Source organism: Aliigemmobacter aestuarii (assembly GCF_004799285.1).
Lineage (GTDB): Bacteria > Pseudomonadota > Alphaproteobacteria > Rhodobacterales > Rhodobacteraceae > Aliigemmobacter > Aliigemmobacter aestuarii.
In genome coordinates, this window is record NZ_SSND01000002.1 from 250,069 (window position 1) to 275,153 (window position 25,085).

Annotated in this window: 14 protein-coding genes; 2 read left to right on the forward strand and 12 right to left on the reverse strand. The window is 66.8% G+C overall.

Annotated elements, in window-relative coordinates:
• Positions 1-51 precede the first annotated feature (51 nt).
• The 6 genes from E7811_RS10075 to E7811_RS10100 all read right to left on the reverse strand — a co-directional run bounded on the left by E7811_RS10075 (position 52) and on the right by E7811_RS10100 (position 6,790).
• Positions 52-1,341, reverse strand: coding sequence for an ABC transporter substrate-binding protein (locus tag E7811_RS10075; protein ID WP_136394509.1), 1,290 nt, complete (start codon positions 1,339-1,341; stop codon positions 52-54).
• 67 nt (positions 1,342-1,408) lie between these two features.
• Positions 1,409-2,485 (reverse strand): branched-chain amino acid ABC transporter permease, encoded by a 1,077-nt coding sequence (locus E7811_RS10080; protein ID WP_136394510.1) that lies wholly within the window; start codon positions 2,483-2,485, stop codon positions 1,409-1,411.
• A 112-nt stretch (positions 2,486-2,597) separates the two neighbouring features.
• On the reverse strand, positions 2,598-2,828 hold the full coding sequence (locus E7811_RS10085) for a hypothetical protein (protein WP_136394511.1): 231 nt from the start codon (positions 2,826-2,828) through the stop codon (positions 2,598-2,600).
• Between the two features lie 126 nt (positions 2,829-2,954).
• Positions 2,955-3,941, reverse strand: coding sequence for a branched-chain amino acid ABC transporter permease (locus E7811_RS10090; RefSeq protein WP_168732987.1), 987 nt, complete (start codon positions 3,939-3,941; stop codon positions 2,955-2,957).
• Between the two features lie 45 nt (positions 3,942-3,986).
• Positions 3,987-4,832, reverse strand: coding sequence for an ABC transporter ATP-binding protein (locus E7811_RS10095; RefSeq protein ID WP_394345616.1), 846 nt, complete (start codon positions 4,830-4,832; stop codon positions 3,987-3,989).
• Entirely contained in the window at positions 4,829-6,790 is a 1,962-nt protein-coding gene (locus E7811_RS10100; protein ID WP_136394513.1) for a long-chain fatty acid--CoA ligase, read from the reverse strand. Before E7811_RS10100 ends, E7811_RS10095 begins: the two co-directional genes overlap by 4 nt.
• Before the next feature lie 194 nt (positions 6,791-6,984).
• Between E7811_RS10100 and E7811_RS10105 the strand changes: the two genes are divergently transcribed.
• Positions 6,985-8,913 carry a PAS-domain containing protein gene (locus tag E7811_RS10105; RefSeq protein ID WP_136394514.1) on the forward strand — a complete coding sequence of 643 codons (1,929 nt, stop codon included), beginning with the start codon at positions 6,985-6,987 and terminating at the stop codon, positions 8,911-8,913.
• Positions 8,910-9,641, forward strand: a complete 732-nt coding sequence (locus tag E7811_RS10110) for a response regulator transcription factor (protein WP_136394515.1) — start codon at positions 8,910-8,912, stop codon at positions 9,639-9,641. Before E7811_RS10105 ends, E7811_RS10110 begins: the two co-directional genes overlap by 4 nt.
• A 6-nt stretch (positions 9,642-9,647) precedes the next feature.
• Here E7811_RS10110 and E7811_RS10115 read toward each other — a convergent pair whose 3' ends face one another.
• The 6 genes from E7811_RS10115 to E7811_RS10140 form a co-directional block, all read right to left on the reverse strand.
• A complete protein-coding gene (locus E7811_RS10115) occupies positions 9,648-10,298 on the reverse strand; it encodes a 4'-phosphopantetheinyl transferase family protein (protein ID WP_136394516.1) in 651 nt (216 codons plus the stop codon).
• Positions 10,291-14,856: a MupA/Atu3671 family FMN-dependent luciferase-like monooxygenase gene (locus tag E7811_RS10120; RefSeq protein ID WP_136394517.1), complete on the reverse strand. Its 4,566-nt coding sequence runs from the start codon at positions 14,854-14,856 to the stop codon at positions 10,291-10,293. The genes E7811_RS10115 and E7811_RS10120 overlap by 8 nt, the downstream gene beginning before the upstream one ends.
• 40 nt (positions 14,857-14,896) lie before the next feature.
• Positions 14,897-15,913, reverse strand: a complete 1,017-nt coding sequence (locus E7811_RS10125) for a glycosyltransferase family 2 protein (protein WP_136394518.1) — start codon at positions 15,911-15,913, stop codon at positions 14,897-14,899.
• A 3-nt stretch (positions 15,914-15,916) separates the two neighbouring features.
• Positions 15,917-22,372 carry a type I polyketide synthase gene (locus tag E7811_RS10130; RefSeq protein WP_136394734.1) on the reverse strand — a complete coding sequence of 2,152 codons (6,456 nt, stop codon included), beginning with the start codon at positions 22,370-22,372 and terminating at the stop codon, positions 15,917-15,919.
• Between the two features lie 225 nt (positions 22,373-22,597).
• Positions 22,598-23,620 (reverse strand): glycosyltransferase, encoded by a 1,023-nt coding sequence (locus E7811_RS10135; protein WP_136394519.1) that lies wholly within the window; start codon positions 23,618-23,620, stop codon positions 22,598-22,600.
• 3 nt (positions 23,621-23,623) lie between these two features.
• Entirely contained in the window at positions 23,624-25,006 is a 1,383-nt protein-coding gene (locus E7811_RS10140) for a hypothetical protein (protein ID WP_246020349.1), read from the reverse strand.
• Between the last annotated feature and the right edge of the window lie 79 nt (positions 25,007-25,085).

Here is a 25,085-nt window from a genome sequence, read left to right on the forward strand (position 1 = left end):
TCGCCTCCGGCGGATAGGCAGGGGGCCGGGCGTACCGGCCCCCCGGTCACATCAGTTGCAGCGTTCGGCGATGTTGTTCTCGGCGGCGAAGGCGGCCGAGTCTTCCATAACCAGCGGCGTCAGCACCTCGTCATCCGGCGCGATGAAACCGGTGAGCAGGTTCCACTTCTTGGCGCTGGCGTCCCACTGCTGGATCAGGGCCGCACCCGGGCCACCGTGATCGGTGCACGAGGCCGCGAAGGGCTGGCCAAAGTTCGGCAGGCCAAGTTCGACCATCCGGGCCTCGGTGATTTCCAGCGCCTCGAAGCCGTCGCGCACCTGCGCCGCGTTGACCGCCGCCGTGCCGTGGATTTCCTGCGCCTTGCGGATCGCTTCCGAGATCACCATCGCCGCGTACATGCCGCGCGAATACAGCACGCTGCCCACCTGATCGCCCGCGCCGCTGGCCTTGCCGGCGTCGTGGACGTATTTCTTCAGGTCGGCATAGACCGGGTAATCCGAACCCGTCCCGTGCATCGCCAGCGATTTGTAGCCATTGGCGCCGTCGCCCGCCGGGGTCACGTCGTTTTCCGAACCCGACCACCAGACGCCGATGAAATTCTCCATCGGGAAGTTGATGTTGGCGGCTTCCTGGATGGCGACCGCGTTCATCACGCCCCAGCCCCACATCAGCACATAGTCGGGCTTGTCGCGGCGGATCTGAAGCCACTGGCTTTTCTGTTCCTGACCGGGGTGATCGACCGGCACTTCAACCAGCGTGAAGCCGTGCTTTTTCGACAGTTCGGTCAGGGTGCGGATCGGTTCCTTGCCATAGGCCGAGTTGTGATAGACCAGCGCGATCTTCTTGCCCGACAGGTCGCCGCCGTTCTCGTCCAGCAGGTATTTCACCGCCACGCTGGCCGCGTCCCAATAGTTCGCCGGGTAGTTGAACACCCATTCGAACACCTTGCCGTTCGCGGCCGAGGTGCGGCCGTAGCCGGGGGTGTACAGCGGGATGCCATCGGCGGCGACCTTGGGGATCAGCTGATAGGTGATGCCGGTGGACAACGGGTTGTAGACCAGCGCGCCCGAGCCCTTGGTGGCCTCGTAGCATTCCACGCCCTTTTCGGTGTTGTAGGCGGTTTCGCATTCCGGCACCTGAACCTTCTCGCCGCCGATGCCGCCGTCGCGTTCGTTCAGAAGCGTGAAATAGTCGTTGAAGCCGTCGGCATAGGGGATGCCGCCCGGTGCGTAGGGGCCGGTGCGGTAGCTGAGGTTCGGCACGACCAAGTCGGCCATGGCCGGGGCGGCGACACTGGCCGCCAGGGCCGCGGCCGCAAGGGCTGCAAAGGTCTTTTTCATGTTGGGTCTCCTCCCATGGGTCAAGGTTGGTGCCGGTTGCCCGGTTCTGTGGTTGGGCGGCCCGCCGCTAGTGCGGGAAGGGCCAAAGCCGGAGTTTCTCTTTCGCGACACGCCAAAGCTGGTTCAGGCCGTGCGGCTCGGCGATCAGGAAGGTGATGATCAGCCCGCCCACGATCATCAGCTCGATATGGGCGGCAAGGTCGGTGGGCCATCCCAGCACGCCGACCAGCACGTTCTTCAGGAACACGGGCAGCAGGACCAGGAAGGCCGCGCCGGCAAAACTGCCGAAGATCGACCCGAGCCCGCCGATGATGATCATGAACAGGACAAGGAAGCTCTTGTTGATGCCAAAGGCCTCGCCCACTTCGGCGGCGCCAAGATAGACGGCAAAGAACAGCGCCCCGGCCACGCCGATGAAAAAGGACGACACGGCAAAAGCCGAAAGCTTGGTCGTCAGGGGGTTCACGCCGATGATCTCGGCTGCGATGTCCATGTCGCGGATCGCCATCCACTTGCGCCCGACCGTGCCGCGCGTCAGGTTCCGCGCAAGCCAGGCCAGCGCGAACAGGATCACCGCGCAGAACAGGTACTTGGCCCAGGCGGGCGTGTTGGCGCCGGTCACCGCCACACCCAGAATCGTGCGTTCCGGCGCGGTGATCTGGCCCGAGGCAGAATAGTTGTAGAACCACGGCACCTTGTTGAAGAGCCAGACAAGGAAGAACTGCGCCGCCAGCGTCGCCACCGCCAGGTAGAACCCCTTGATCCGCAAGGACGGCAGGCCGAACAGCACGCCCACGCCCGCCGTGACACCCCCTGCCAGCAGCACATGGATCAGGATCGACACCTCGGGGAAGGCTGTCATCAGCTTGTAGACGGCATAGGCGCCGACCGCCATGAAACCGCCCGTGCCAAGGCTGACCTGCCCGCAATATCCGGTCAGGATATTCAGCCCGATCGCCGCGATCGCGTAGATCAGGAAGGGCACGAACACCGCGTTCGCCCAGTAATCGTTGATGACAAAGGGAATGATCCCGAAGGCCACCACCAGCACCGCGTAATAGCGCAGCCGGTCGAACCGGATCGGGAAGGTCTGGCTGTCATCCCTGTAGGACGTCTTGAAATCGCCTGCCTCGCGGTAGAACATCAGACCTCTCCCCCCATGGCGGACACCAGGACCACAGGACCCGGAATGATGAGGGGCGCGGCCTGCCTTGCGGCAGACCACGCCCCTTCGGTGAAAATCCCTGCCCCGGCCGTCAGGCGGCGGCGGTTTCCTGCTTTGCCACGCGACGGCCCACGGGCACGTCCTGCGTCATCTGCACGACGCGGCGCCGCATCACGATGCCCACTGCAAGCCCCAGCCCGCACAGCACCAGCACAAGCGCGCTGACCGGATGCCCCTGAACCAGACTGATCACGGCAAGACCGCCGAACACCCAGAAGGCCGAAAAGCCCAGAGTGCAGGCGATGGCACAGAATTTCTTCATTCCCTGTCTCCTCCCAGACGGCGCCTCTCCCTGCGCCGTAATGTCGCAGAGTAGACTGCACGATTTGTCCGCGAGTCAACATGTATTCACAATCCGGAATTTCTTGGGCGGGAAACGGCTGCATCGTCACACCCTCTCGATGATCTTCTCGCCGAACAGGCCCTGCGGCCGGAAGACGAGGAACAGAAGCGCCAGCACATAGGCAAACCAGTTTTCGGTCGCGCCGCCCACCAGGGGCCCGATGAAGAATTCGAACAGCTTTTCGCCCATGCCGATGATGAGTCCGCCCACGATCGCACCGGGGATCGAGGTGAAGCCGCCCAGCATCAGGACCGGCAGCGCCTTCAGCGCAATCAGCGACAGGCTGAACTGCACGCCCGATTTCGACCCCCACATGATGCCGGCAACCAGCGCGACAAAGCCCGCGATGGACCACACCAGCACCCAGATAAAGCGCAGGCTGATGCCCACCGACAGCGCCGCCTGATGGTCATCGGCCACCGCGCGCAGGGCGCGGCCATACTTGGTGTATTGCGAAAACAGCGTGAGGCTGGCCACCAGAAGCGCCGCAACGACCGCCGCCACCATATCGAGCCGGTCGATGAAGAAGCCGTAGCCGAACCATTCGTAGGTCGTGCTTTCGATCGCGTCCGAAATCCCCTGCGGCAGCCCGACATCCAGCTTCTTGATGTCGGCCCCCCACATGACGTCGCCCAGGCCTTCCAGGAAATAGGCAAGGCCGATCGTGGCCATGAACAGGATGATCGGTTCCTGGTTCACCAGATGCTTGAGGATGTAGCGTTCGATCAGGATGGCGAGGCCGACCATGACCAGCGCCGTCAGCAGGATCGCGATGATGCCCGGCAACTGCCAGCCGAAGCCGTGAATCGACGTGCCGAACACCGCGTTGATCAGATGCGCAAAGGGCACCTGCCCGTTCTGCAACCCGACGAGCGTCAGCGCGGCGAAAAGCGCCAGAACGCCTTGCGCATAGTTGAAGATGCCGCTGGCCTTGAAGATCAGCACGAAGCCAAGCGCCACCAGCGAATACATCACCCCGGCCATGAGGCCGTTCAGCGACACTTCCAGCGCATAGAAGAATGTATCGGGCATCACAGGGCCCCCATGTTCGCGGAAAGGGAAGGCAGGCGCGCCGCGTCAGTCATGGGCCACCCCCAGATAGGCGTCGATCACGGCCTGGTTGTTGCGCACCTCGTCGGGTGTGCCGTCGCCGATCTTCTTGCCGTAATCCATCACGACCACACGGTCGGACAGGTCCATCACCACGCCCATGTCATGTTCGATCAGGGCGATGGTGGTGCCGAATTCGTCGTTCACGTCGAGGATGAAGCGGCTCATGTCCTCTTTCTCCTCGACGTTCATGCCCGCCATGGGTTCGTCCAGAAGCAGAAGCCTGGGTTCGGCCGCCAGCGCGCGGGCCAGTTCCACCCGCTTTTTCAGACCATAGGGAAGACGGCCCACGGGCGTCTTGCGGATGTGCTGGATTTCGAGAAAGTCGATGATCTTCTCAACCTTCTCGCGGTGTTCGGTTTCCTCGCGTTCGGCGCGGCCCCACCACATCGCCTGTTGCAGAATGCCCGATTTCATCAGGGTCAGCCGGCCGGTCATGATGTTGTCCAGCACGCTCATCCCTTCGAAAAGGGCGATGTTCTGGAAGGTGCGGGCGATGCCCTGCCGGGCGACCTGATAGGGTTTCATCGGCGGGCGTTTCCTGCCTCGGAACCAGACCTCGCCCTCCTGCGGGACATAGAAGCCCGAAATCACGTTCAGCATGGATGACTTGCCCGCGCCGTTCGGGCCGATGATCGCGCGGATCTCGCCCTCGCGGATGTCGAAACTGATGTCGGTGATCGCCTTCACCCCACCGAAGCGCAGGGTGATGTTCCTCATCTCCATCAGCACACCGCCGATCTTTCGACCGTCCGGGGTGGTGTAGCCTTCAGCCGTCATGGGGTTGTCCTGAGGGGTGTCCTGAAGGTTCATTCCGCCGCCATCCTTTCCGCCGCGCCGCCCGCCACGGCGGCATCCTCAAGCCTGAGGGTGGCCTTGATGCTGCCCTTGCGACCATCCTCGTAGGTCACTTCGGTTTCGGTATAGACGCTGTCCTTGCCCGCATAGAGCGCGTCGATCAGGTCGGCGAACTTCTCTTCGATGACCCGGCGGCGAACCTTTCGGGTCCGCGTCATCTCGCCGTCGTCGGCGTCCAGTTCCTTGTGCAGGATCAGGAAGCGGTGGATCTGGCAGCCCGACAGCATCGGGTCGGCGGCGACCGAGCGGTTCACCTCTTCGACATGCGCCTTGATCATCTGATAGACCTGCGGGTGGCCTGCCAGTTCCTGGTAGCTGGAATAGGCGATGTTGTTCCGTTCGGCCCAGTTGCCCACGGCAGTAAGGTCGATGTTGATGAAGGCGGTGCACATCGTGCGGCCATTGCCGAAGACCACCGCCTCGAGGATCGAGGGATAGAACTTCAGCTTGTTTTCCACGTATTTCGGCGCGAACAGGCGGCCATCGGCCATCTTTCCCACGTCCTTGGCGCGGTCGATGATCCGCAGGTGGCCGGTGCCCTCTTCGAAGAACCCCGCGTCGCCGGTCGCAACCCAGCCCTCGGCGTCCTTGGTCGATGCCGTGCTTTCTGGGTTCTTGAAATACTCCACGAAGGTGCCGGGGCTGCGATAGAACACCTCGCCGCTCTCGGCGATGCGCACCTCGACACCGGGCGAGGGCACGCCCACCGTGTCCGAACGCACCTGCCCGTCGGGCTGCTGGGTGATGAAGACGCTGGCCTCGGTCTGGCCGTAAAGCTGCTTCAGGTTGATCCCCAGCGAACGGTAGAAGTCAAAGATCTCGGGCCCGATCGCCTCGCCCGCGGTATAGCCCACGCGGATCCGCGAAAAGCCAAGGCTGTTCTTCAGCGGGCCATAGACGAAAAGGTTGCCAAGCGCATAGGCAAACCGGTCGCCTGCCGAAACCTGCGTGCCGTCCAGAATCGCCGGTCCCACGCGCCGCGCCACAGCCATATAGCGGTGAAACAGCCATTTCTTGAACCGTCCCGCATCCTCCATCCGGATCATCACATTGGTCAGCTGCCCCTCGAAGACGCGGGGCGGGGCGAAGAAATACGTCGGCCCGATCTCGCGCAGGTCGGTCATCATCGTCGTGGCGCTTTCGGGGCAGTTCACGCAGAACCCCGCCCACATCGCCTGCCCCATCGAAAAGATGAAATCGCCCACCCAGGCCATCGGCAGATAGGCCAGAACCTCGTCCCCGGCCTTCAGGCGGTCGAACTCGCAGGAATTCTTCGAGGTTTCGATGATGTTGCGGTTCGACAGCACCACACCCTTGGGTTTGCCGGTCGTCCCCGAGGTGTAAAGCATCACGCAGGTGCTGTCGTAGTCCAGCTCGGCGATGCGCTTTTCCAGTTCGGCGTCGAACCGGTAATGCCCCGCCTTCCCTTCGGCCACCACATCGGCCAGCGCATTCATATGCGTGTGGTCGTATTTGCGCATCCCGCGCTTGTCGACATATACCACCTGTTCGATGTGGTGGATGCGGTCCTGAACCTCGATCACCTTGTCGACCTGTTCCTGGTCGCCGCAGACGACAAAGCGCGCGCCGCAGTGGTCAAGGACATAGGCCATCTCTTCGGCCACCGCGTCCTGGTAAAGCGGCACGGGGATTGCGCCGCACATCTGCGCCGCCACCATCGACCAGTAAAGCGCCGGACGGTTGCGGCCGATGATCGCCACATGGTCCCCGCGTTCCAGACCGAGCGCCAGAAATCCGAGCGCCGTCGCCCGGATTTCGGCCGCGGCCTCTTTCCAGGTCCAGCTTTGCCAGATCCCGAATTCCTTTTCGCGATACGCGGGCAGGTCGCCATGCAGGCGCACGTTCCGCGCCAGCAGCGCCGGGATCGAGTTCAGGGCCTCGTTCGCCACCATCCATGTCCTCCCTCGGTGCCTCTGCACCGTGTCCGGGCGCGATTCTTCGTTCGCCGCGCCTTGGAACAACCTTAGGGGTGTCGCCCAATGGTTGCGGGATTTTTTCGCAATCCTTTCGAATTGTAACAGGCAGCGATTGCCCCTTTTCGCCAAAGCCCCGCCGATGCTAGCCAAGGGATGCGAGAGGAGCCTCGATGCCGCTGACAGAGGATGCCCACACCGGCCTCATGCGCGCCGGCCTGAACCTGATCCAGCAGGCGCTGTCGATCTTCGACAGCGATCTGCGCCTCGCGGTGTGGAACCGCCGGTTTCAGGAGATGTTCGATCTTCCGCCCGCGCTGATGCAGACCGGCGCCTCGTTCGAGGACATCATCCGCCATCTGGTGGACCGGGGCGAATACGGCCCGGTCGACGATTTCGAAAGCGCGGTGAAGGCGCGCGTGGACGCGGCCCGCGCCTTCCAGCCGCATTACATGGAACGCCCGCGCCCCGGCGGACGCTGGATTTCGGTCGAAGGCTCGCCCCTGCCACAGGGCGGGTGGGTGACGGTCTATACCGACATCACCGAAATCAAGCTGCAGGAGGGCCTGCTTCGGGCGCGGTCCGAGGAACTCTCGGGCGAGGTGATCGCCAACAGCGAACGGCTGGCCATGGCCAACCGCGAACTGGCCGCCACCAACGCCGCGCTTCAGGAAGCCAAGCGCGAACTGACCGAGATGGAGGCGCGGACGCGCCTGACGACCGAAATGATGCCCGCCCACATCGCCCATGTGGGCCGCGACCTGCGCTATACCTATTCGAACCGCCGCCTGTCCTCGGTCCTTCCGGGCCGGCCCTCCGGCATCATCGGGCTTTCCGGGCGCGAGGCCCTGGGCGAGGCGAACTTTGCCCGCATCGCCCCGTATCTGGCGCAGGCGCTGGACGGCGAACCCAGCGTCTTCGAATTCAACGACGAAGACAGCGGCAGACGCATCCGCGCCGCCTTCACCCCAGACCGCGTTGGCGACGGGCCGATCAACGGCGTCTACATCCTGTCGATGGACGTGACCGAGGAAACCCAGGCGCGTTCGGCCCTGACCCAGACGCGCAAGCGCGAACTGGCCGCACAGCTCACAAGCGGGTTGGCGCATGATTTCGCCAATCTGTTGACCATCATCCTGGGCCTGCAAAGTCGGCTGGAAAAGGAACCGCTTCCCGAAAGCGCCGCCGAACTGGTGCGTGCCACGCTGGCCGCCGCGCGGCGCGGCGGCACCCTTCTGGATCGGATCGCCAGCATTTCGGGCCGGCGCGAGCTGCGCCCAGTGGCGACGGACCTGCCCGCTTTCCTGCGGGATCTGGGCACGCTTGCCACCCCGACGATCCCGCCGGGCATCGGACTCGACATCCGGTCGGACCTGCCGGCGGGGCCGGTCCTTCTGGATGCGGGAGGGCTTCAGGATGCGCTGGTCAACCTGATCCTGAACGCGCGCGATGCGATGGCGGCGAAGGGGGCAGGCACGATCCGCCTGACGGCGCGGGCCGTGCGCGACACCTGGCTTGAATTCGCGGTCGAGGATGACGGCCCCGGTTTCACCGACGTGGCGCTGGAACGCGGGCTTGACCCGTTCTTCACGACCAAGGGGGGCGAGGGTTCGGGGCTGGGCCTGTCGATGGTCTATGACCAGATCAAGCTTCAGGGCGGCACGGTCCGGCTGATGAACCGCCCCGAAGGCGGCGCCCGTGTCACCCTGCGCCTGCCGCTGCGGCGGGTCGAGACGCGCGCCGAACCCGCCCTTGTCCTGCTGGTCGAGGACAATCCCGACATCCGCGAGAACACGCGCGAGATGTTGCGCGCCCTTGGCCACACCGTTCTTGAAGCCGCCAGCACGGACGAGGCGCAGGCCCTTGCCGATCTGCCGGGGATCGGGATCGTGCTGACCGACATCAACCTGCCGGGGCAGCTTTCGGGTGTTGATCTGGCCGAACGGCTGGCCGATGCGCACCCCGGCCTGCGGGTGGCGGTGATGACATCCCTGCCCCCCGCCGATCCGCTGCGATCCCGCGCCGCCGCCCGCTTTCCCGTTCTGGCCAAGCCTTTCGGCGCCGAGGCGCTGGCCGCCGTCCTGGCGATGGAGCCTGCATGACCCGACCCATTCCGCCTGCATCGACCCAACCCCATGTCGCGATCCTCGACGACGAACCCGAGATCCGCAGGATGCTGGCCGATGCGCTGGAAGAGGCGGGGTTCCGCACGACCTCGTTCGGGCGGGCAACCGAATTCGAGGCGGCGCTGAAACGGATGACGCCCGATGTCTGTCTGGTCGATCTGGGCCTGCCCGACCGGGACGGGCTGGCGCTGGTGCATCGCCTGGCGCTGGAATCGGGCGCCTCGATCATCATCATTTCGGGCCGGGCGCAGGTGCAGGACAGGGTGACGGGGCTGGAACTGGGGGCCGATGACTACATCATCAAGCCCTTCGACCCGACCGAGGTGGTCGCCCGCGTGCGCGCGCGCCTGCGCAAGGGCCGGGGCGATGCCGAACGCGGCGGGCACCAGACCGCGCGGTTCAACGGCTGGACCGCGCATTTCGACCGTTATCTGCTGGTCGCGGAAGATGGCACCGAGGTGCCCTTTTCCCATGCCGAGGGCGAAGTGCTGCGGCTGTTCCTGGAAAGCCCCAAGCGTCTGATCAGCCGCGCGCAGATGCAGGAATCCCTAGGCGGCGCGGCGGGGGAAAGCTTTGACCGGGCGATGGATGTGCGCATCTCGCGGCTGCGCACGAAACTGGGCGAAGACCCGAAGAACCCCACACTGATCAAGACGATCTATGGTGCGGGTTACATCTTTCTGGGCGATGTCACCTGGACCTGAGGCCGGTCACAGCACCAGGGCCGTCAGCAGGTGATCTTCGGCCAGCGCGTGGCGGCCCTCCATGACCGCGCCCTTGCGGAACGGGCCAAGGTCGATCTGCCATTCGGCTGTGAAGGTCGCCGGCGCCAGCCGCACGCGCAACGCGTGAAAGTCGATCAGCGTCCGGGTCAGCGGATGCTGGGCCTTGTAGGCGGCCTCTTTCGCGGAAAAGACCAGAAGCGCCTGAAACCCCGCGCCCTCGCGCGGCAGGTCCATCCGTTCCTCGGGGCGCAGGACCGTGTCCCACAAATCGGGGTCAAGCCTGCCCTGCGGTTCAAGGTCGATCCCGATCCCCCAGATACTGTCCGTCCGGGCCACGGCGGCAAGGCAGGCGGTATCGCTGTGGGTGATGCTGCCCACCACCCCGGCGGGCCAGTGCGGCGCGCGGTGCGCGCCCATCGGCAAGGGGACCTCGGGCAGGCCGAGGGCCACCATCGCCGCCCGTGCCGCCGCCCGCCCGGCCGCGAATTCCCGCAGCCGCCTGTCAACCGCCCGACCACCCGGCGTTTCGCCCTGCAGCAGCGGCGGCGCGGGGGCGCGCGGGTCGGCCGCCCGAACCGCGACACCCGGCGGCAGCAGCGCGCGGGCTGTCCCGGCCAGCGCAGCCAGGTCAGGCATCGACCTTGCCCGCACGCAGGGCCCGCCTGCGCGCCATCGCCTCAGCCCTTGCATCGGCGCGGTCGCCAAGCCCGCCGACGGCCGCGACCGGCCCGGTTGCGGCAACGGGCACGGCCTGCACCGGCGCCGGACGCGGGGCATCGTCCAGATAGGCCGCAAGCTGCGACAGCACCGGGAAGCGGAAGATGTCGGTGATCGACAGTTTCGTCGCGCCCAGATCCTGCCTCAGCTCGCGATGCGCCTGCACAGCCAGAAGGCTGTGTCCGCCGAGGGCAAAGAAATTGTCCTTCGCCCCCACCTTCGAGACGCCGAGAACCCGGCTCCAGATTGCGGCGATCCGCGTCTCGATATCCGAGACGGCGGCTACGAAATCGGTCGCGGCCTGCGGCGCCGCCGCCTTCGACGGCGGCGACAGCGCCTTGCGGTCGACCTTGCGGTTCGGTGTCAGCGGGAAAGCATCCAGCCGGACGAAATGCTGCGGCAGCATGTGTTCGGGCAATTCGGCAGCAAGGGCCGCACGCAGCGCCGTCTCGCCCGCCGACCCGGTGACGTAGGCCACCAGCCGCCGGTCGCCGGGCGTATCCTCGCGCACCAGAACCACCGCCTGCGTCACACCCGGCTGGGCCTCCAGCGCGGCCTCGATCTCGCCCATCTCGATCCGGTAGCCGCGCAGCTTCACCTGATGGTCAGCGCGGCCGATGAAATCGATCCGCCCGTCCTGACGCCACCGCACCAGATCGCCGGTGCGATAGATCCGACCCTCGCCGAAGGGGTTCGCGACAAAGCGTTCCGCCGTCAGGTCCGGCCGCTGCCAGTAGCCGCGCGCCACGCCCTCGCCACCGATCCACAACTCGCCCGACGTGCCCACGGGCACCGGCTGCATGGCCGCATCCAGCACATGAACCTGCGTGTTGGCGATCGGCGCGCCGATGTTGGCGATGGCCTCGGGCACGGCGCCGATCCGTTCCGTGGTCGACCAGATCGTCGTTTCGGTCGGGCCATACATGTTGGTGATCGTGGCCTGCGTTGCCCGGCGCAGATCGGCCACCAGCCCGCCGGGCAGTGCCTCGCCCCCGATCATCAGGTGCCGGACCTGCGAAAGCGCGTGCCGGCTGTCTTCGTTCATCGCAATCATCCGGGCCATCGAGGGCGTGCATTGCAGATGCGTCACCCCATGGCGGATGATCTGCGCCGCGATGGACCAGTCTCCATCCTGCGGCCCGGCGCCCGCATTGGCGCGACGCACCACCTCGGCCAGCGGATAAAGCCCCTCCATCACGGTTTCGGGCGCGATGCCATAGTCGATCAGGCAGGCCACCTCGGACACGCCGATCCGTTTCAGCTGTTCGACCCGTGCCAGCGCATCCTCGACCGTGCCGAACAGGCCCGAATCCTCGAAATACCGATGGAAGGCGAAATCGAGGATCGCCGCGTTTTCCTCGTCCGACAGGGTACGCAGGTCGATATCCATCGGCTTTTCAACGCCTTGCGGCTTTTTGAATGCCGGGAAGGCCCAAGCGTACTGCTTGACCAGACCCGCTGCCGACGCAAGGTAGGATTTCATCGGCCCTTCCGCCACGCGACGCGCCAGGTCGCGGTCGCGCGCCACATAGGTATGCAGCATCAGCGTCACCTTGAACGCCGCCGGATCATACCCGGCGCCGCGCAGCGCCTGATGGTAGATGGCGATCTTTTCGGACACTTCCTCGATCGACTGCCCCAGAAGGTGGGTCAGCACATGCGCACCCATCTCGCCGGCTTCGCGCCAAGTCGCGGGATTGCCCGCCGTCGTGATCCAGATCGGCAATTCCGACGACACCGGGCGCGGCTGCGTGACCACGCCGAAGGCTCCCCCGTTCGCGGTGGGGAAATCCACCTTTTCGCCACGCCACAGGCGGCGGATCTGTTCGGTCGCGGCGAACATCGCATCGCGGTTTGCGGGTGGCGTGTTCTCGGGCCGCAGCACGAAATCATCGGGATGCCAGCCCGACGCCACGGCCAGCCCCGCCCGACCGTTCGTCAGGTTGTCGATGACCGCCCATTCCTCGGCGACGCGGGCCGGATGATGCAGCGGCACCACGCAAGACCCGGCGCGCACGGCGATGTTCTTCGTCACCGCCGCAACGGCGGCGCCGGTCACCGAAGGGTTGGGATAGGGTCCGCCAAAGGCATGGAAATGCCTCTCGGGCGTCCAGACGGCGCAGAACCCGTGGGTATCGGCGAACTTCGCCCCTTCCAGAAGCAGTTCGTATTTTTTCGGCCCCGCCCCGTCGTCATTGCCCCAGTAGTAAATCGAGAATTCCATCTGCCGGTCGCTGGCGATCCGCCCGGCCGAGACAAGCGCGCGGCTTTCCTCGCCCGACAGCACGACCTTGAAGCCGCGCGCCAGCGTCCAGAACAGTTCCAGGACCGAGATGTCAAAGGACAGCGAGGTGACGGCCAGCCAGACGCCGCCCGCGGCATGGTCGATCCGGTCATCCATCCCGGCAAAGAAGTTGGCCACGTTCCGGTGTTCCACCATCACGCCCTTCGGTCGCCCGGTGGACCCCGAGGTATAGATCACATAGGCCAGATCCGCGGCGGAAACCCCGCTGTCGGGGTTCGTCACCGGCGCATCCGCCAGACGCCCGTCATGGTCGAGCGTCAGGACCTGCGCCCCGTGCGCGGGCAACCCCGGCACCAGCGGCGATTGCGTGACGATCACCGGGCAGGCGCTGTCCTCGACATAAAGCGCGATGCGGTCGGCCGGATAGGCCGGGTCCATCGGCACATAGGCCCCACCCGCCTTCTGGATCGCAAGCGCCCCCACGATCATGTCAATCGACCGGCGGCAATGCAGGCCGACAAGCGTGCCGGGCCGCACCCCCATCCCGATCAGCACATGGGCGGCGCGATTGGCCCGTGCGTTCAGTTGGCCGTAGGTCAGGCTTTCGCCTTCAAAGACCACGGCCACCGCATCGGGCGTGCGTGCCGCCTGCGCCTCGAAGGCCTGATGCACGCAAAGCGCGCGGTCGTGGTCCTTCGCCGTCTGGTTCCATTCCGACAGAACCCGCGCGCGTTCGGCCTCGGGCAGGATCGGGGCGGTCGCGCTGGCCAGATCGCCAGAGGCTGCGGCAATGACCGCCAGCCGCGCGGCCATCGCCTGCGCCTCGTCCGCGGGCAGGCGGCTGGCGTCGAAGTGCAGGGCGCCGGGCGTCAGCGTCAGCACGGTTCCGGGCACCGGCGCATCGGTCAGCGACAGGCCCACAGGCGGGCACTCGACCGCCGAAAGCGCGGCATCGCGCGCGCGGATGTCCCATGCGAAACCGGGGGCGGCGGCCTCGATCGCGGCGGCCACGGCGGCGCCGTCGGCCCCCAGCGTTCCGGCCGGGGCCAGATGCAGGGGCACCCAGGGCGACAGGATCGGCACGGCGGCAGGCCCCTTCGACAGGGCCATATCGCCCGCCTCGCGCCCCGCGATGCGCAACGCGCCGATCGCCAGACGGGCCAGCGCGGGCGTGCCCGTCAACGGCAGGTCAAGCACCAGCCGCTGCCAGTCGCTGCCATCGGCGGCGGGTCGTGCTGCGACGTCCACCGGGTCAAGTGCGGCCAGCGCCTTGCGCAGCGCGCCTTCCTGCGGGGCGACCGCGGCCAGCGCCCCTGTCCAGAGGTCAAGATCATCCGCCGACGGAAGCGCCAGCCGCGCCACCCCCAGCGATTTCGGACAGACCGGCAGGCCGCGCTGGCAGGTCAGCACCGTCAGGCGCAGCGCCCCCGTGCCGCAGGCCACCGTCAGCCCATCCTCGCGCGCGTCCAGAACGGTGCCGGCGGCGCCCTGCCCCTCGGCCATCTCGGCCCCGGCCACCAGCAGTACCCGGTCGCCCGCGACGATCTTGGGGCAGGTCAGCGGGTTGAAATACCTGCCATGATCCAACGCACGGACCATTCGCAGCACCGCCTCGGCGGGTTGCGCGAAATCCAGCCGCCCGGCGCCGCGCGGCCGGTCGGCGCGGGCGTAAAGGCTGCGGCGGCTGAAATCCTGGGGCTGGCGGCGCAAGGTGCCGCTTTCCAGCTGGTCCATCAGCGAAGGAAAGCTTTCGATCGCGGCCTCGTAGCAGCGGGTGTTCAGCGTCAGCGCCGTGTCGCCCGGCGCGATGTCGAACAGGCGCTGTTCCAGGATGTCGCCTTCGTCCACGCCCGGCGTGATCAGATGCCAGGTGATCCCATGGCGCGCCTCTCCGTTCAGGATCGCCCAGACCGGCGCGTTCAACCCGGCATAGGCAGGCAAGGGGCCATCATGGAAATTGACCGCTCCGCGCGCCGCCCGCGCCAGAACCGCATCGGGGATCAGCGACAGGTTGGCGACCGACAGCAACCAGTCAAAGGACAGGTCCGCGATCCGTACGGCATGGCCCTTGTCCTGCGTCTCGGCCCGCAGGCCGTGGCCCTGCGCCCATGTCCGGACGTCCGCGTTGCGCGTGACCACGGCGGCAATCCGGTGGCCGCGGGCGATCAGGGTTTCGCCGCACTGGATGGTCAGGCTTTCGTTGCCGATCAGCAGAACAGAAAACGGGTTCATCACACACTCCTTCCGCCCCGGTCGAGAGGCGGACATGCCCCTATCCGGCGGGGCGGGTTCCTTCGATCGCCGCGCCGGTCCGGGCAGCGGCGGACGGTCCCTGACGCGCTGGCCGCAGTGAATGACGGATCAGGTCGCGCAGGAAATGCGGCGGATCGCCCCGGTCCTTGCGCTGCACCACAAGCCGCGCGCGCCACAGAAGCCCCCCAACCACATGCGCCAGCGTTGCGAGCGCGAAATAGGCGTAGCCGTGGTTCTTGGTGAAATAATGGCGACGGCTGTCCAGCCAGAAGGCAGGGATCCGGGTCCAGGTCTTCATGCCCGTAGAGGCCGAACCGATATGGGCCACGCGGCTTTGCACGACATAATCGGTGGGCCATCCCGCCAGCGCGGCCCGGCGGCACAGGTCGGTTTCCTCGAAATAAAGAAAAAAGGTTTCATCAAACAGGCCGATCCGGTCCAGCACGGACTGCCGCATCATCAGGCTGGCCCCGGCCAGCCAGTCGACCCGCCCGGTCTGTTCCGGAATGGGCTGCGCAACGATCCGGTTTTTCAGGATGCGGCTGATCGGGCCGAACCGCGCCGCGCCTTCCAGTTCCGAGGCGATGGTCGGAAACCGGAAGGCCGTGCGATGCGGCGCGCCGTCCGTGCCGTGGATGTAGCTTCCGGCGAAACCCGTGGCCGGGTGGCGTTCCAGATGATCCAGCAGCGCAAGGATCGCATCCGGCGCGGGGAAGGCATCGGAATTCAGGATATAGACGTAATCCGGCGCGCGCCCGTCTGGCAGGCCCTGACGGATGCCGAAATTGTTGCCCGCGCCGAAGCCTCCGTTGCGCCCCGACTGGACGACGCGCACCTGATGCGGGCCATCCGGCCATCCGCGCGCGCTCACCTCTGCCGTGATCCGTTCGAACGATCCGTCACCGGAATCGTTGTCGACGATCACCAGCGCGCCTTTGATCCTCTCCATCGCCACAAGCGCCGCCTCGGCCGCCCGGATCGTCATCTCGGGCGTGCGCCAGTTCAGGATCACGGTCAGGACGGTCGGGCCGGTCATGGGTCATTCCGCCGCCGTGCGCAGGGTGGCGCGCGCGGGCAGGATCGCCACGGCGGCCCCGACAGGCCCCGTATCCGCAGGCGCCGCCCGTTCCGCCGCCTCGATCGCCGCGCGCATCCGCGCCGCCAGCACCCGCACGTTCGGCTCCAGCACCATGCTGTCATGGTCGCCCGGCACCTCTTCGACCTGCAGCGCCGGCGCATGGCGTGTCAAGTCGTTGTCGGCCAGCACATATTCCTTCGCCGATGACACCCAACGCCCGCCCGACACCTGCCAGCGCCGGTCCAGCGGCGGGCGATAAAGCACCGTCGCCCCCGACCGCGTCGGCAGGTCATAGACCGCGATCGCATCGCGGAACGCAGCCTCGATCGCGGCGTTGTGGAAGCCGTGGGCCTGCGCGGCATCGCCCGCCCGGTGGCGCTTCTGCCGTTCCCAGGCGATACGATTGCGCGCCCATTCGACTAGATACCCGGGGCCCTTCTGCCGCAGTTCCGCCAGTTTGATCAGCGCCTTGTCGCGCCGCGACAACGCCGGGCGCACCGGCAGCGGCGTATCCAGCAGGACCAGAAGCGATACCTCTTCGCCATCTGCCTCAAGCTGGCGGGCCATTTCCCAGGCGGTCAGCCCGCCGCCCGAGAACCCGCCCAGAAGATAGGGGCCGCGCGGCTGCACCTGTTTCAGTTCGGCGATATAGTCGGTGGCGGCCTCGGGGATGCGGCGGTGGGGTTCGGCATCGCCGAACAGCCCCCGCGCCTGAAGCCCATAAAACGGCCGGTCTCCGCCCAGAAGCTGTGCCAGGTGCCGCAGGTTCAGCACATTGCCGAACATCCCCGCCACAAGGAAGAAGGGCTGCCGGTCGCCGCCCGCGCCTTCGTGCATCGGCACCAGATGCGTGAACCGGCGCACCGGCGCGTCAGTCCGCGCGGCGGGTGCGGCACCTTCAACCACGGGGCCGATCTGCGCCTCGATCAGGGCGGCGCATTTCGCGATCGTGGGCGCCTCGAACAGGATCGAGATCGGGAAATCCACGCGGAAGGCCTTTTTCACCATCGCGAAAAGCCGTACGGCGATCAGGCTGTGCCCGCCAAGGGCGAAGAAGTCATCCTCCACCCCGACCTGCCCGACGCCCAGCAGATCCTGCCAGAACCCGGTCAGCGTCCGTTCGATGTCGTTGCGCGGTTCCACATAGGCGCTGTCCAGATCCGGCCGGGCAAAGGCCTGCACCTCGGCTTTCGGGGCCTCGGTCTGTGCTGCCTGTGCCACCAGCGCGGGCAGGTCGATCGAGGAGACGATCACCTGCGCCTGCCCGGCCGCCAGCGCCCGGGCAAAGGCCACCGGCCCCTCATCGGCGCGGATGCCTTGCGACAGGTTGTGCAAAAGCCGCTCTTCGGCGGGCGAGGCGGCACGCCCCGGATCGGGATCGTCGAATTCGAGGTCGCGCGTCTCGGGCGCGGCGGTCTGCAACGCGCCATCCAGCCTGCGGATCGAAAAGCCCTCGATCTCAGCCAGGATCCGCCCGTCGGGCGCGCAAAGCGTGATGTCGAAAGTCGCAACCGGGCCATCGCCACGGTTGGCGCCCGCGTTGCGGACCCAGCTGACGATATCGCCCGGCAGCGGGGCGAAGACCCGCACCCGTCCATAGGACACCGGCACCCAGAGGTGATCGGGGCGGTAGCCGTCGATCAGGCCCATTGCCCAACCGGTGGCCAGGTCCAGAAGCGCGGGATGCATCCGCCAGCCGGCGCCCGGTTCGCCCGCGAAATCGCCGGGCAGGGTCAGCCGCGCGATCCCCTCGCCCACGCCCAGGGCGCGGCGGTTCAGCACCCGCCAGCGCGCGCCGAAGGCCAGATGCGCCTCTTGCGGGCTGGCCAGCCCCCGGCCTTCCTCGGCCGGGCCGCAGCGCGCCCAAAGCTCGGGCAGGTCCAGGGCGGCGGGTGCGGATCCGGTCAGGGGCAGAAGCCGCGCCTGCGCATTCAGCGCAAAGCCGGTGCGCCCGCGATGGGGAAGGCTGCCACGCGCCTCGGCAAGGAAACCCTCGTCGCTGCGGGCCAGTTTCAGGCGCAGCACGCGCGCCGTGCCATCGGTCACGTCGAAGGGCCGGAAGAACATCAGGTCGCGGATCTCGAAGGCGGCCATGCCCTCGTGTTCCGCCGCCTCGGCGAGGATTTCCAGATATCCCGTGCCGGGGATCAGCGCCTGCCCGTCCTTCGTCCGGTGGCCGTCGAGGATCCACCGATCAGTGCCCAGGGTGGCCAGATACAGCCGGTTCCCCTGCCGGTCGAACGTCGCCTCGTCCAGCATCGGCAGACCCAGCGGCAGGCGCGGCGCGGGCGGGCGGCTGCCGGTGCGGTCGGCCAGCGCCTCGGCCGCCATGCCGACATCGGCCCAGATCCCCCAGTTCAGCGCCGTCACCTTCGTCTTGCCCCCGGCGCGCGACCGTGCCCAGGCATTGAGGTATTCGTTCGCCGCGACATAGTCGATCTGACCCGCCGGGGCCGTGACCGTGGAGGTCGAGGAAAACACCACCAGACGGTCCAGCCGCCCGTCGGGGAAGAGCTGTTCCAGCACTTTCAACCCGTGCAGCTTGGGCGCCAGAACCTCTTCGACCGCCGCCGGGGTCTTGGCCAGCAGCGGCGCGTCGTCGACCACGCCCGCGGCATGCACGACCATCCGCATCGGGCCGAATTCGGCCTCGGCCGCGGTCACGGCCGCCTGCATGTCGGACAGGTTGCAGACATCGGCGGCAAAGACGGCCACGGACCCGCCCAGGGCTTCCAGCCGGCGCAGCGCCTGTATCCGCCGCGACACCGGATCGTCGGGGCCATGCGCGCCAAGCCATCCGTCCCAGCCAGCACGATCCGGCAGGGCCCGCCGCGTGATCAGGGCAATCCGCGCGCCGAACCGGCCAATCAGATCCTCGGCCAGCGTCAGGCCGATGCCACCGAAACCGCCGGTGATCAGGACGGGGGCGCCAAGGGGCAGGTCAAAAGCATCGGCCGCAGGCAGGGCCAGGGGCCGGATCGCCTGTTCCAGACGGCGCGATCCGCGCAGTGCGGCCACCCCGTTTGCAGGTTCGGCCAGCAGGTCCTCCAGCACGCGCCCGGCCAGGGCCGACAGCGCCGCCGGATCGCCCTTGGCCCCGCGCCGGGACGGTCGTGGCGGCAGTTCCACATCCAGCGTCGCGCAGGTCACGCCCGGCAATTCGCGCGGGATGACGCGGGCCGGTCCCGCAACCGTCGCCTTTTCGGGATAGGGCAGCGGCTCGGCCCGGACCTGTGCCGCGCCATTCATGACCACCGTGATGTGGATCGGACGCGGCAGGTTTTCCTCGGTCATCGCCTGGGCGAGGAACATCAGGCTGTAAAAACCCTGTTCCATGTTGCGATGCAGGAAGCTTGATCCGGGGCGGAACGTCTCGTCCCCTGTCACCAGCCAGAAATGCGCGATCCGGTCTGGCGCACGGCCATGCGCCACAAGTTCGCGGATCAGCGCGTCATATCCCTCGCGCCCGCGTTCGGGGTTGAGCCAGTAGCCACCCTCGCCATCGGGGGCAAAGGCATCGCCCGCGCGCACGGTCACGACCGATTGTCCGGCGGCGCGCAGCCTGTCGACAACCTGCCGGGCAAGCCCCGCCTCGTCGGCGAAGACCAGCCAGCTGTGGGGCGGCGCGCCCTCGATCCCGGCGTCGATGTCGATCTCGCAATCGGCCGCGCGCGGGCGCCAGTGCGTCTGCCATCCCCAGTGCCCGATATCCTCGGCCCGCATCGGCAGGGGGGCTGCCGTTTCGACCACGGTCCGGGCCGGTTCGATGAAATAGGGCTTGCGCTGGAACGCATAGGTGGGCAGCGGCACGCGGTTGCGCCGTGCGCCGGCCCAGATCATGTCCCAGTCGACCGCCACGCCACAGGCCCAGGCCCGCGCGACGGTGCCGATGTGCCAGGCGTCATCGGCCATCGCCTGTTCGGGGTGGCGCAGCGCCGGAATGACCGCACCTGCAGGCACGCCATTGGCCTGCGCCAGCGACGACAGCGCGCGCCCCGGCCCCATTTCCATGTAGACCCGTCCGGGCGCGGCGGTCAGCCATGCCATGCCGGCCTGGAAAAGAACGGTGTTGCGCAGATGCGCGACCCAATATTCAGGGTCGGTCGCCTGATCGTCGGTCAGCGGAAGGCCCGTGCGGTTCGACACGATGGGCAGCGCGGGCGGATTCAGACGGATCGACCGCAGGTAATCGCCGAATTCCGTCAGGATCGGGTCAAGCATGCGGGAATGGGCGGCGATGTCGATCTGGATGCGCTGCGTCTCGATGCCCGCGTCCGCCAGCCGCCTCACCAGCCCGTCCAGCGCCGCATCGGGGCCGGACACGACACACAGACCCGGCGCATTGACCGAGGCAAGGTCAAGATCATCCGTCAGGTAGGCCGCAAGCGCCGCCTCATCCAGCGGAACCGAAACCATCCCCCCCGCCGGCACCGTGTCGAACAGTCGCCCGCGCAGATGCACAAGGCCGATGCAATCCTCGAAGCCGATCACGCCAGCAAGGCAGGCGGCGGTGTTTTCGCCCATCGAATGACCGATCAGCGCGGCGGGGGTGATGCCCCAGCCTTCGTACATCTTCGCCAGCGCATATTCGGTGATCATGATCAGTGGCAACTGGACCGAGGGCTTTTTCAGCCGTTCGTTCGCCTGCGCCTCGGCCCCCGGTTCGGGCAGCCAGAGCGCCCGGATGTCGTAATCCAGCTTCGGTTGCAGGATCGCGAGGCCCCGATCCATCCAGTCGCGGAAATCGGGTTCGGTGTCGTAAAGGTCGCGCGCCATGCCCGCGTATTGCGCGCCCCCGCCCGGGAACATGAACACCACCTCGGGCGCGTCGCCCAGATGGTCATGGTTGAACACGCGGCGCGGATCGGCGCCTTCCAGGAGGGCGGCGGCCTCGTCATGGCTGGCGGCCACGATGACCCGGCGCTTGTCAAAGGCGCGGCGGCCTTCCTTCAGCGTATAGGCGACATCGGCCAGCGGCTGTTCGGGATGGGCGCGCAGATGCGCGGCCAGCCGTTTCGCGGCCTCGTCCAGCGCCGGTTTCGACCGGGCCGAAATGACCAGCGGCTGGAACGGGAACAGGCTTTCTTCGGATGCCTCGCGCGCCGGGGCCTCGGCAAGAACGGCGTGGGCGTTCGTGCCGCCCACCCCAAGGCTGTTCACCCCGGCGATGCGCCGCCCCGGCGCCTGCCAGTCGGTCAGCCGGTCATTCACCCGGAAGGGCGAGGTTTCGAAATCAATCGCGGGGTTCGGCGCCTCATACCCCAGACTGGGCGGCAGTTGGCGATGATGCAGCGACAACGCCACCTTGATCAGGCTCGCCACACCCGCCGCCGTGTCCAGATGGCCGATGTTCGTCTTGACCGAACCGATGCGGCAATGCCCCGTGTCCTGCCCCGTCTCGCGGAAGGCCGCCGTCAGGGCGGCCACCTCGATCGGGTCGCCCAGATAGGTGCCGGTGCCGTGGCATTCGACGTACGAGACATCATCGCCGGTGACGCCGGAAATCGCCTGCGCCTCGGCCACGCAGCGCGCCTGCCCGTCGACCGAAGGCGCCAGATAGCCCGCCTTGGCCGCCCCGTCATTGTTGACGGCCGATCCCTTCAGGATGGCCCAGATGTGATCGCCGTCGCGGATCGCGTCCTTCGCCCGGCGCAGCACCACACAGCCCGCACCGGAACCAAAGACCGTCCCCTGCGCGCGATGATCGAAAGCGTGGCAATGCCCGTCGGGCGAAAGGATCTCGCCCTCGTGGAAGACATAGCCCCGCCCGTGCGGCAGCTCAATCGTCACACCGCCCGCCAGCGCCATGTCGCATTCGCCATTCAGCAGTGCCTGTGCCGCGTAATGCACGGCGACCAGCGAGGTGGAACAGGCGGTCTGGATGTTGAGGCTGGGCCCCTTCAGGTCGAAGATGTGGCTGACGCGGGTCGAAAGGAAATCCTTGTCGTTGCCCGTGTGGCGCAGCAGGAACATCCCCGTGCTGTCGACCAGATCGCGGTTCGAACAGAGGTTGAAGTAGAAATAGCTGCCCATGCCGCAACCGGCGTAGACGCCGATCGCACCGGGGAAGGATTCCGGCGGGTGGCCCGCGTCTTCCAGCGCTTCCCAGGCCACTTCCAGGAACTGACGGTGCTGCGGGTCAAGGATCGCGGCCTCCTTCGGGGAAAAGCCGAAGAACTCTGCATCGAAATGTTCGAACCGGTCCAGCACGGCGGCGGCGGGCACATAGTTGCGGTGCCGCATGCGGGCCGCGTCTTCACCATTCGCCAGCAGGTCGGCTTCGGACAGGTGGCGGATGCTTTCCACGCCCGCGGCAAGATTGGCCCAGTATTCTGCAACACTTGATGCGCCCGGCAAATGCGCGGCCATCCCGACAATCGCAATGTCGGTGTCAGCCACTCCTGTCGCCTCGTTCATGCCTGCCGTCACCCGGTTCACCGATCCACACACCCCATAAGGGGACCCATCCCCCAATTTTCAGGGGGGAATTTCACCACATCTCACACCTCGGAAAGAGTATCGCAAAGCGGGGGTTGGCGATACCCTTGCCGGGCGTCCTTACCGATCTTGCACCCATCGGAAACAATGCCGCGCGGCCGACACAGCAAGGCCGGAGTTGCCGGGGGATTGTGGCAGATCCGCCTACCAATGCCCTGCCCCCACGCCCCGCGCCATCCGGATTTGTGCGTTCAGATAAACAATCAGATCAAAGCCGAAACCTGCGATCGCCACGAAAAGCCGACGCGGGCGCAGCAGGTCGCGCGGGTTCTGTACCAGCCGGGCCAGCCGCTTGAACAGGAAATGCGCCGGCACATAGCCCCAGGGCAGGGCTGGCAGACGCTGCCGGATGACCCGGCGCAACCACTCTTCATCCCCGGCGGCGCGGGTCAGTTCCGGACGGCGCGCGCGCCTTGGCAAATCCCGCAGATGCGCGAAGCAGGCCGCATTGACGGCCGAGCCGATGACAATCCGTGTCTGGTGCCGGATCAGCGCACCGATGGACCGTTCCGAGGCATAGACATGCCACACGGTGCCGCCGTCGATCAGCCCGGTGTCTTCGGGCGCGGTCAGGGCATCGGTCAGGATCATCGCACGCAAAAACCCGTCCTCGACCGGCAGGCCGATGGGCAGATGCAGGCTGCGGGCGCTGTCCGCGCGCATCGCGTAAAGCTGGCCGCAGATCGCCGTCTTCCAGTCGTCCAGCATCCCCGACGAGGCCGCGATCAGCCGGTCAAGCCGCGACAGGCCTTCCGGGCGGTGCACAAGGTCCTTCACCGGACGACTGTTGAACGCCCAGAGCGACGGCCGCGCCGCCAGCCCGCGCACAAGACGCGACAGGCTGTCGGGTTCCGGCAGTTCGATATCGGCGTCGCAAAAGATCAGGATATCGGCATCGCTGCGGCTCAGGTCATGGACAAACCGGTTCCAGGTTCGCGACTTGCCGCCTTCGGGCAGGTCGACCACCTCGATCCGGCCGCCGATCGCGGCGCTGGCGCGTTCGGCCGCCGCCGCGGTGCCATCGGTGCAGCCATTGGCCAAGATCAGCACACGCGCGGCGATGTCGGGCGCCAGAAGGATGTCCTGCCGCCCCAGTTCCGCGACCATCGCCGCGATGCCCTGCACCTCGTCATGCGCGAAGACGCCGATATCGACCTTCAGGACCATGGATCAGATCACCGTGCGCGACGGCCTGCGCCGCACCACCGCCTTGCGCTGCAACCAGTGATGCGCGCGGCGTTCCTCAGCCAGCGCCTCGGCATGGCCGATCAAGGCCCCGGCCATCAGCCAGGTCAGCGGGATCAGCGTGGCGTTCGGCAGCATGTCGAGCATGTTGAACGCCAGAAGCAGCGCGACCGCCCCGGCATAGGGCGACAGGGGGCGGATGTCGCGCCCGGCAATCGCCTCGCGCCCCATCAGGAAAAGCGGAAGCGCCAGAAGGCCGAACTGGGCGATGTAACCGCTCCAGCCATAGATCCCCATGGTGATGATCCAGGCACCGTCGGCGATCGATCTTCCGGCCCCGGTCAGCGGATCATAAAGCAGGTTCCGCCCGTATCCGCCCCATCCGAACCAGATCCGTTCGGCGGCCTTGTCCAGGAGCGCCTCTTCGTTCCCGATCCGGAAGGCCAGCGAATGGGCCCGTTCGGCGCTGATGCCTTCGGCAAAGCGAAGGATGTCATCCAGCGGCACCAGATGCGCGCCGCGCAGGATCGGATAGGCCACCACCATCACCGCCAGAACCGCCGCCGTCAGCACCTGCGCGCGGGGCCGCAGAAGATAGGCAAGCGGCACAAGCGCCACGGCAAAGATCAGCGCCCCAAGGCTCTTGCACAGGATCAGCACGGCGGAGAGGTAAAGGAGGGCGGCGAAATACCTGGGCCTTTCGCCAACCGGCACGTCACGCAGCAGAACCGCCGCAGCCGTGACCGTCATCAGAGTGAACAGCGCCACCCACAGGCCATGCGGCAGGAAGACCACCGGGCGATAGCCGCCAAAGCGGATCGTCTGGAAGAAATCGTGCTGGAAATAGCCATAGACCCAGACGTTCATCTGCGGCGACAGCCGGATCTCGACCAGCATCGGCAGGGAATAGACCAGCCCCGCCAACACCAGCGCGACCAGCAGATGCCGCATCGCCTCGGGTGTGGCGAGGTATTTACGCGCAAGGAAGAAGGGCAAGAGGGCAATGAACTGGTTCGCGACCGAGGCGACGGAATCATAGATCCGCATTCCCTGCAGGTCGCCGTCCACCTTCGGCACCGGATCGGCGTTGGTCAGCACCGTGGCAAAGGGGCCCAGCACGAAAAGCGCCATCAGACCCCGCCCGATCCAGCTTTGCGGAAGCAAGGAAAACCGCCCCTTGAGGTAGAAGAAAACGATGGCGGCGGCGGCCAGGGCCGGGATGCTGTCCTTGGTCAGGTCGGGAACCACCGGCAGGTTGATCGCGGCCAGCGGTGGCAGCACAAGATAACCGCCGAGGATGGTCCAGATCAGCGCGCGATCCGCGCTGGTGCGCTGAAAAAGGGCCAGGGCCACCAGGGGCCAGACCATCAGCATCAACCAGGCAAGGGCGTTCGGCGATACTTGCACGCTTCGGAACCGTCATGGACAGGCGCGCCCGATCAGGCGC

What these genes read in the sequence shown, in the direction of transcription:
- E7811_RS10075 (WP_136394509.1), bottom strand. Translation starts at nt 1,341, where the DNA reads ATGAAAAAGACCTTTGCAGCCCTTGCGGCCGCGGCCCTGGCGGCCAGT.
- E7811_RS10080 (WP_136394510.1), bottom strand. Translation starts at nt 2,485, where the DNA reads ATGTTCTACCGCGAGGCAGGCGATTTCAAGACGTCCTACAGGGATGAC.
- E7811_RS10085 (WP_136394511.1), bottom strand. Translation starts at nt 2,828, where the DNA reads ATGAAGAAATTCTGTGCCATCGCCTGCACTCTGGGCTTTTCGGCCTTC.
- E7811_RS10090 (WP_168732987.1), bottom strand. Translation starts at nt 3,941, where the DNA reads ATGCCCGATACATTCTTCTATGCGCTGGAAGTGTCGCTGAACGGCCTC.
- E7811_RS10095 (WP_394345616.1), bottom strand. Translation starts at nt 4,832, where the DNA reads ATGAACCTTCAGGACACCCCTCAGGACAACCCCATGACGGCTGAAGGC.
- E7811_RS10100 (WP_136394513.1), bottom strand. Translation starts at nt 6,790, where the DNA reads ATGGTGGCGAACGAGGCCCTGAACTCGATCCCGGCGCTGCTGGCGCGG.
- E7811_RS10105 (WP_136394514.1), top strand. Translation starts at nt 6,985, where the DNA reads ATGCCGCTGACAGAGGATGCCCACACCGGCCTCATGCGCGCCGGCCTG.
- E7811_RS10110 (WP_136394515.1), top strand. Translation starts at nt 8,910, where the DNA reads ATGACCCGACCCATTCCGCCTGCATCGACCCAACCCCATGTCGCGATC.
- E7811_RS10115 (WP_136394516.1), bottom strand. Translation starts at nt 10,298, where the DNA reads ATGCCTGACCTGGCTGCGCTGGCCGGGACAGCCCGCGCGCTGCTGCCG.
- E7811_RS10120 (WP_136394517.1), bottom strand. Translation starts at nt 14,856, where the DNA reads ATGAACCCGTTTTCTGTTCTGCTGATCGGCAACGAAAGCCTGACCATC.
- E7811_RS10125 (WP_136394518.1), bottom strand. Translation starts at nt 15,913, where the DNA reads ATGACCGGCCCGACCGTCCTGACCGTGATCCTGAACTGGCGCACGCCC.
- E7811_RS10130 (WP_136394734.1), bottom strand. Translation starts at nt 22,372, where the DNA reads ATGAACGAGGCGACAGGAGTGGCTGACACCGACATTGCGATTGTCGGG.
- E7811_RS10135 (WP_136394519.1), bottom strand. Translation starts at nt 23,620, where the DNA reads ATGGTCCTGAAGGTCGATATCGGCGTCTTCGCGCATGACGAGGTGCAG.
- E7811_RS10140 (WP_246020349.1), bottom strand. Translation starts at nt 25,006, where the DNA reads ATGGTCTGGCCCCTGGTGGCCCTGGCCCTTTTTCAGCGCACCAGCGCG.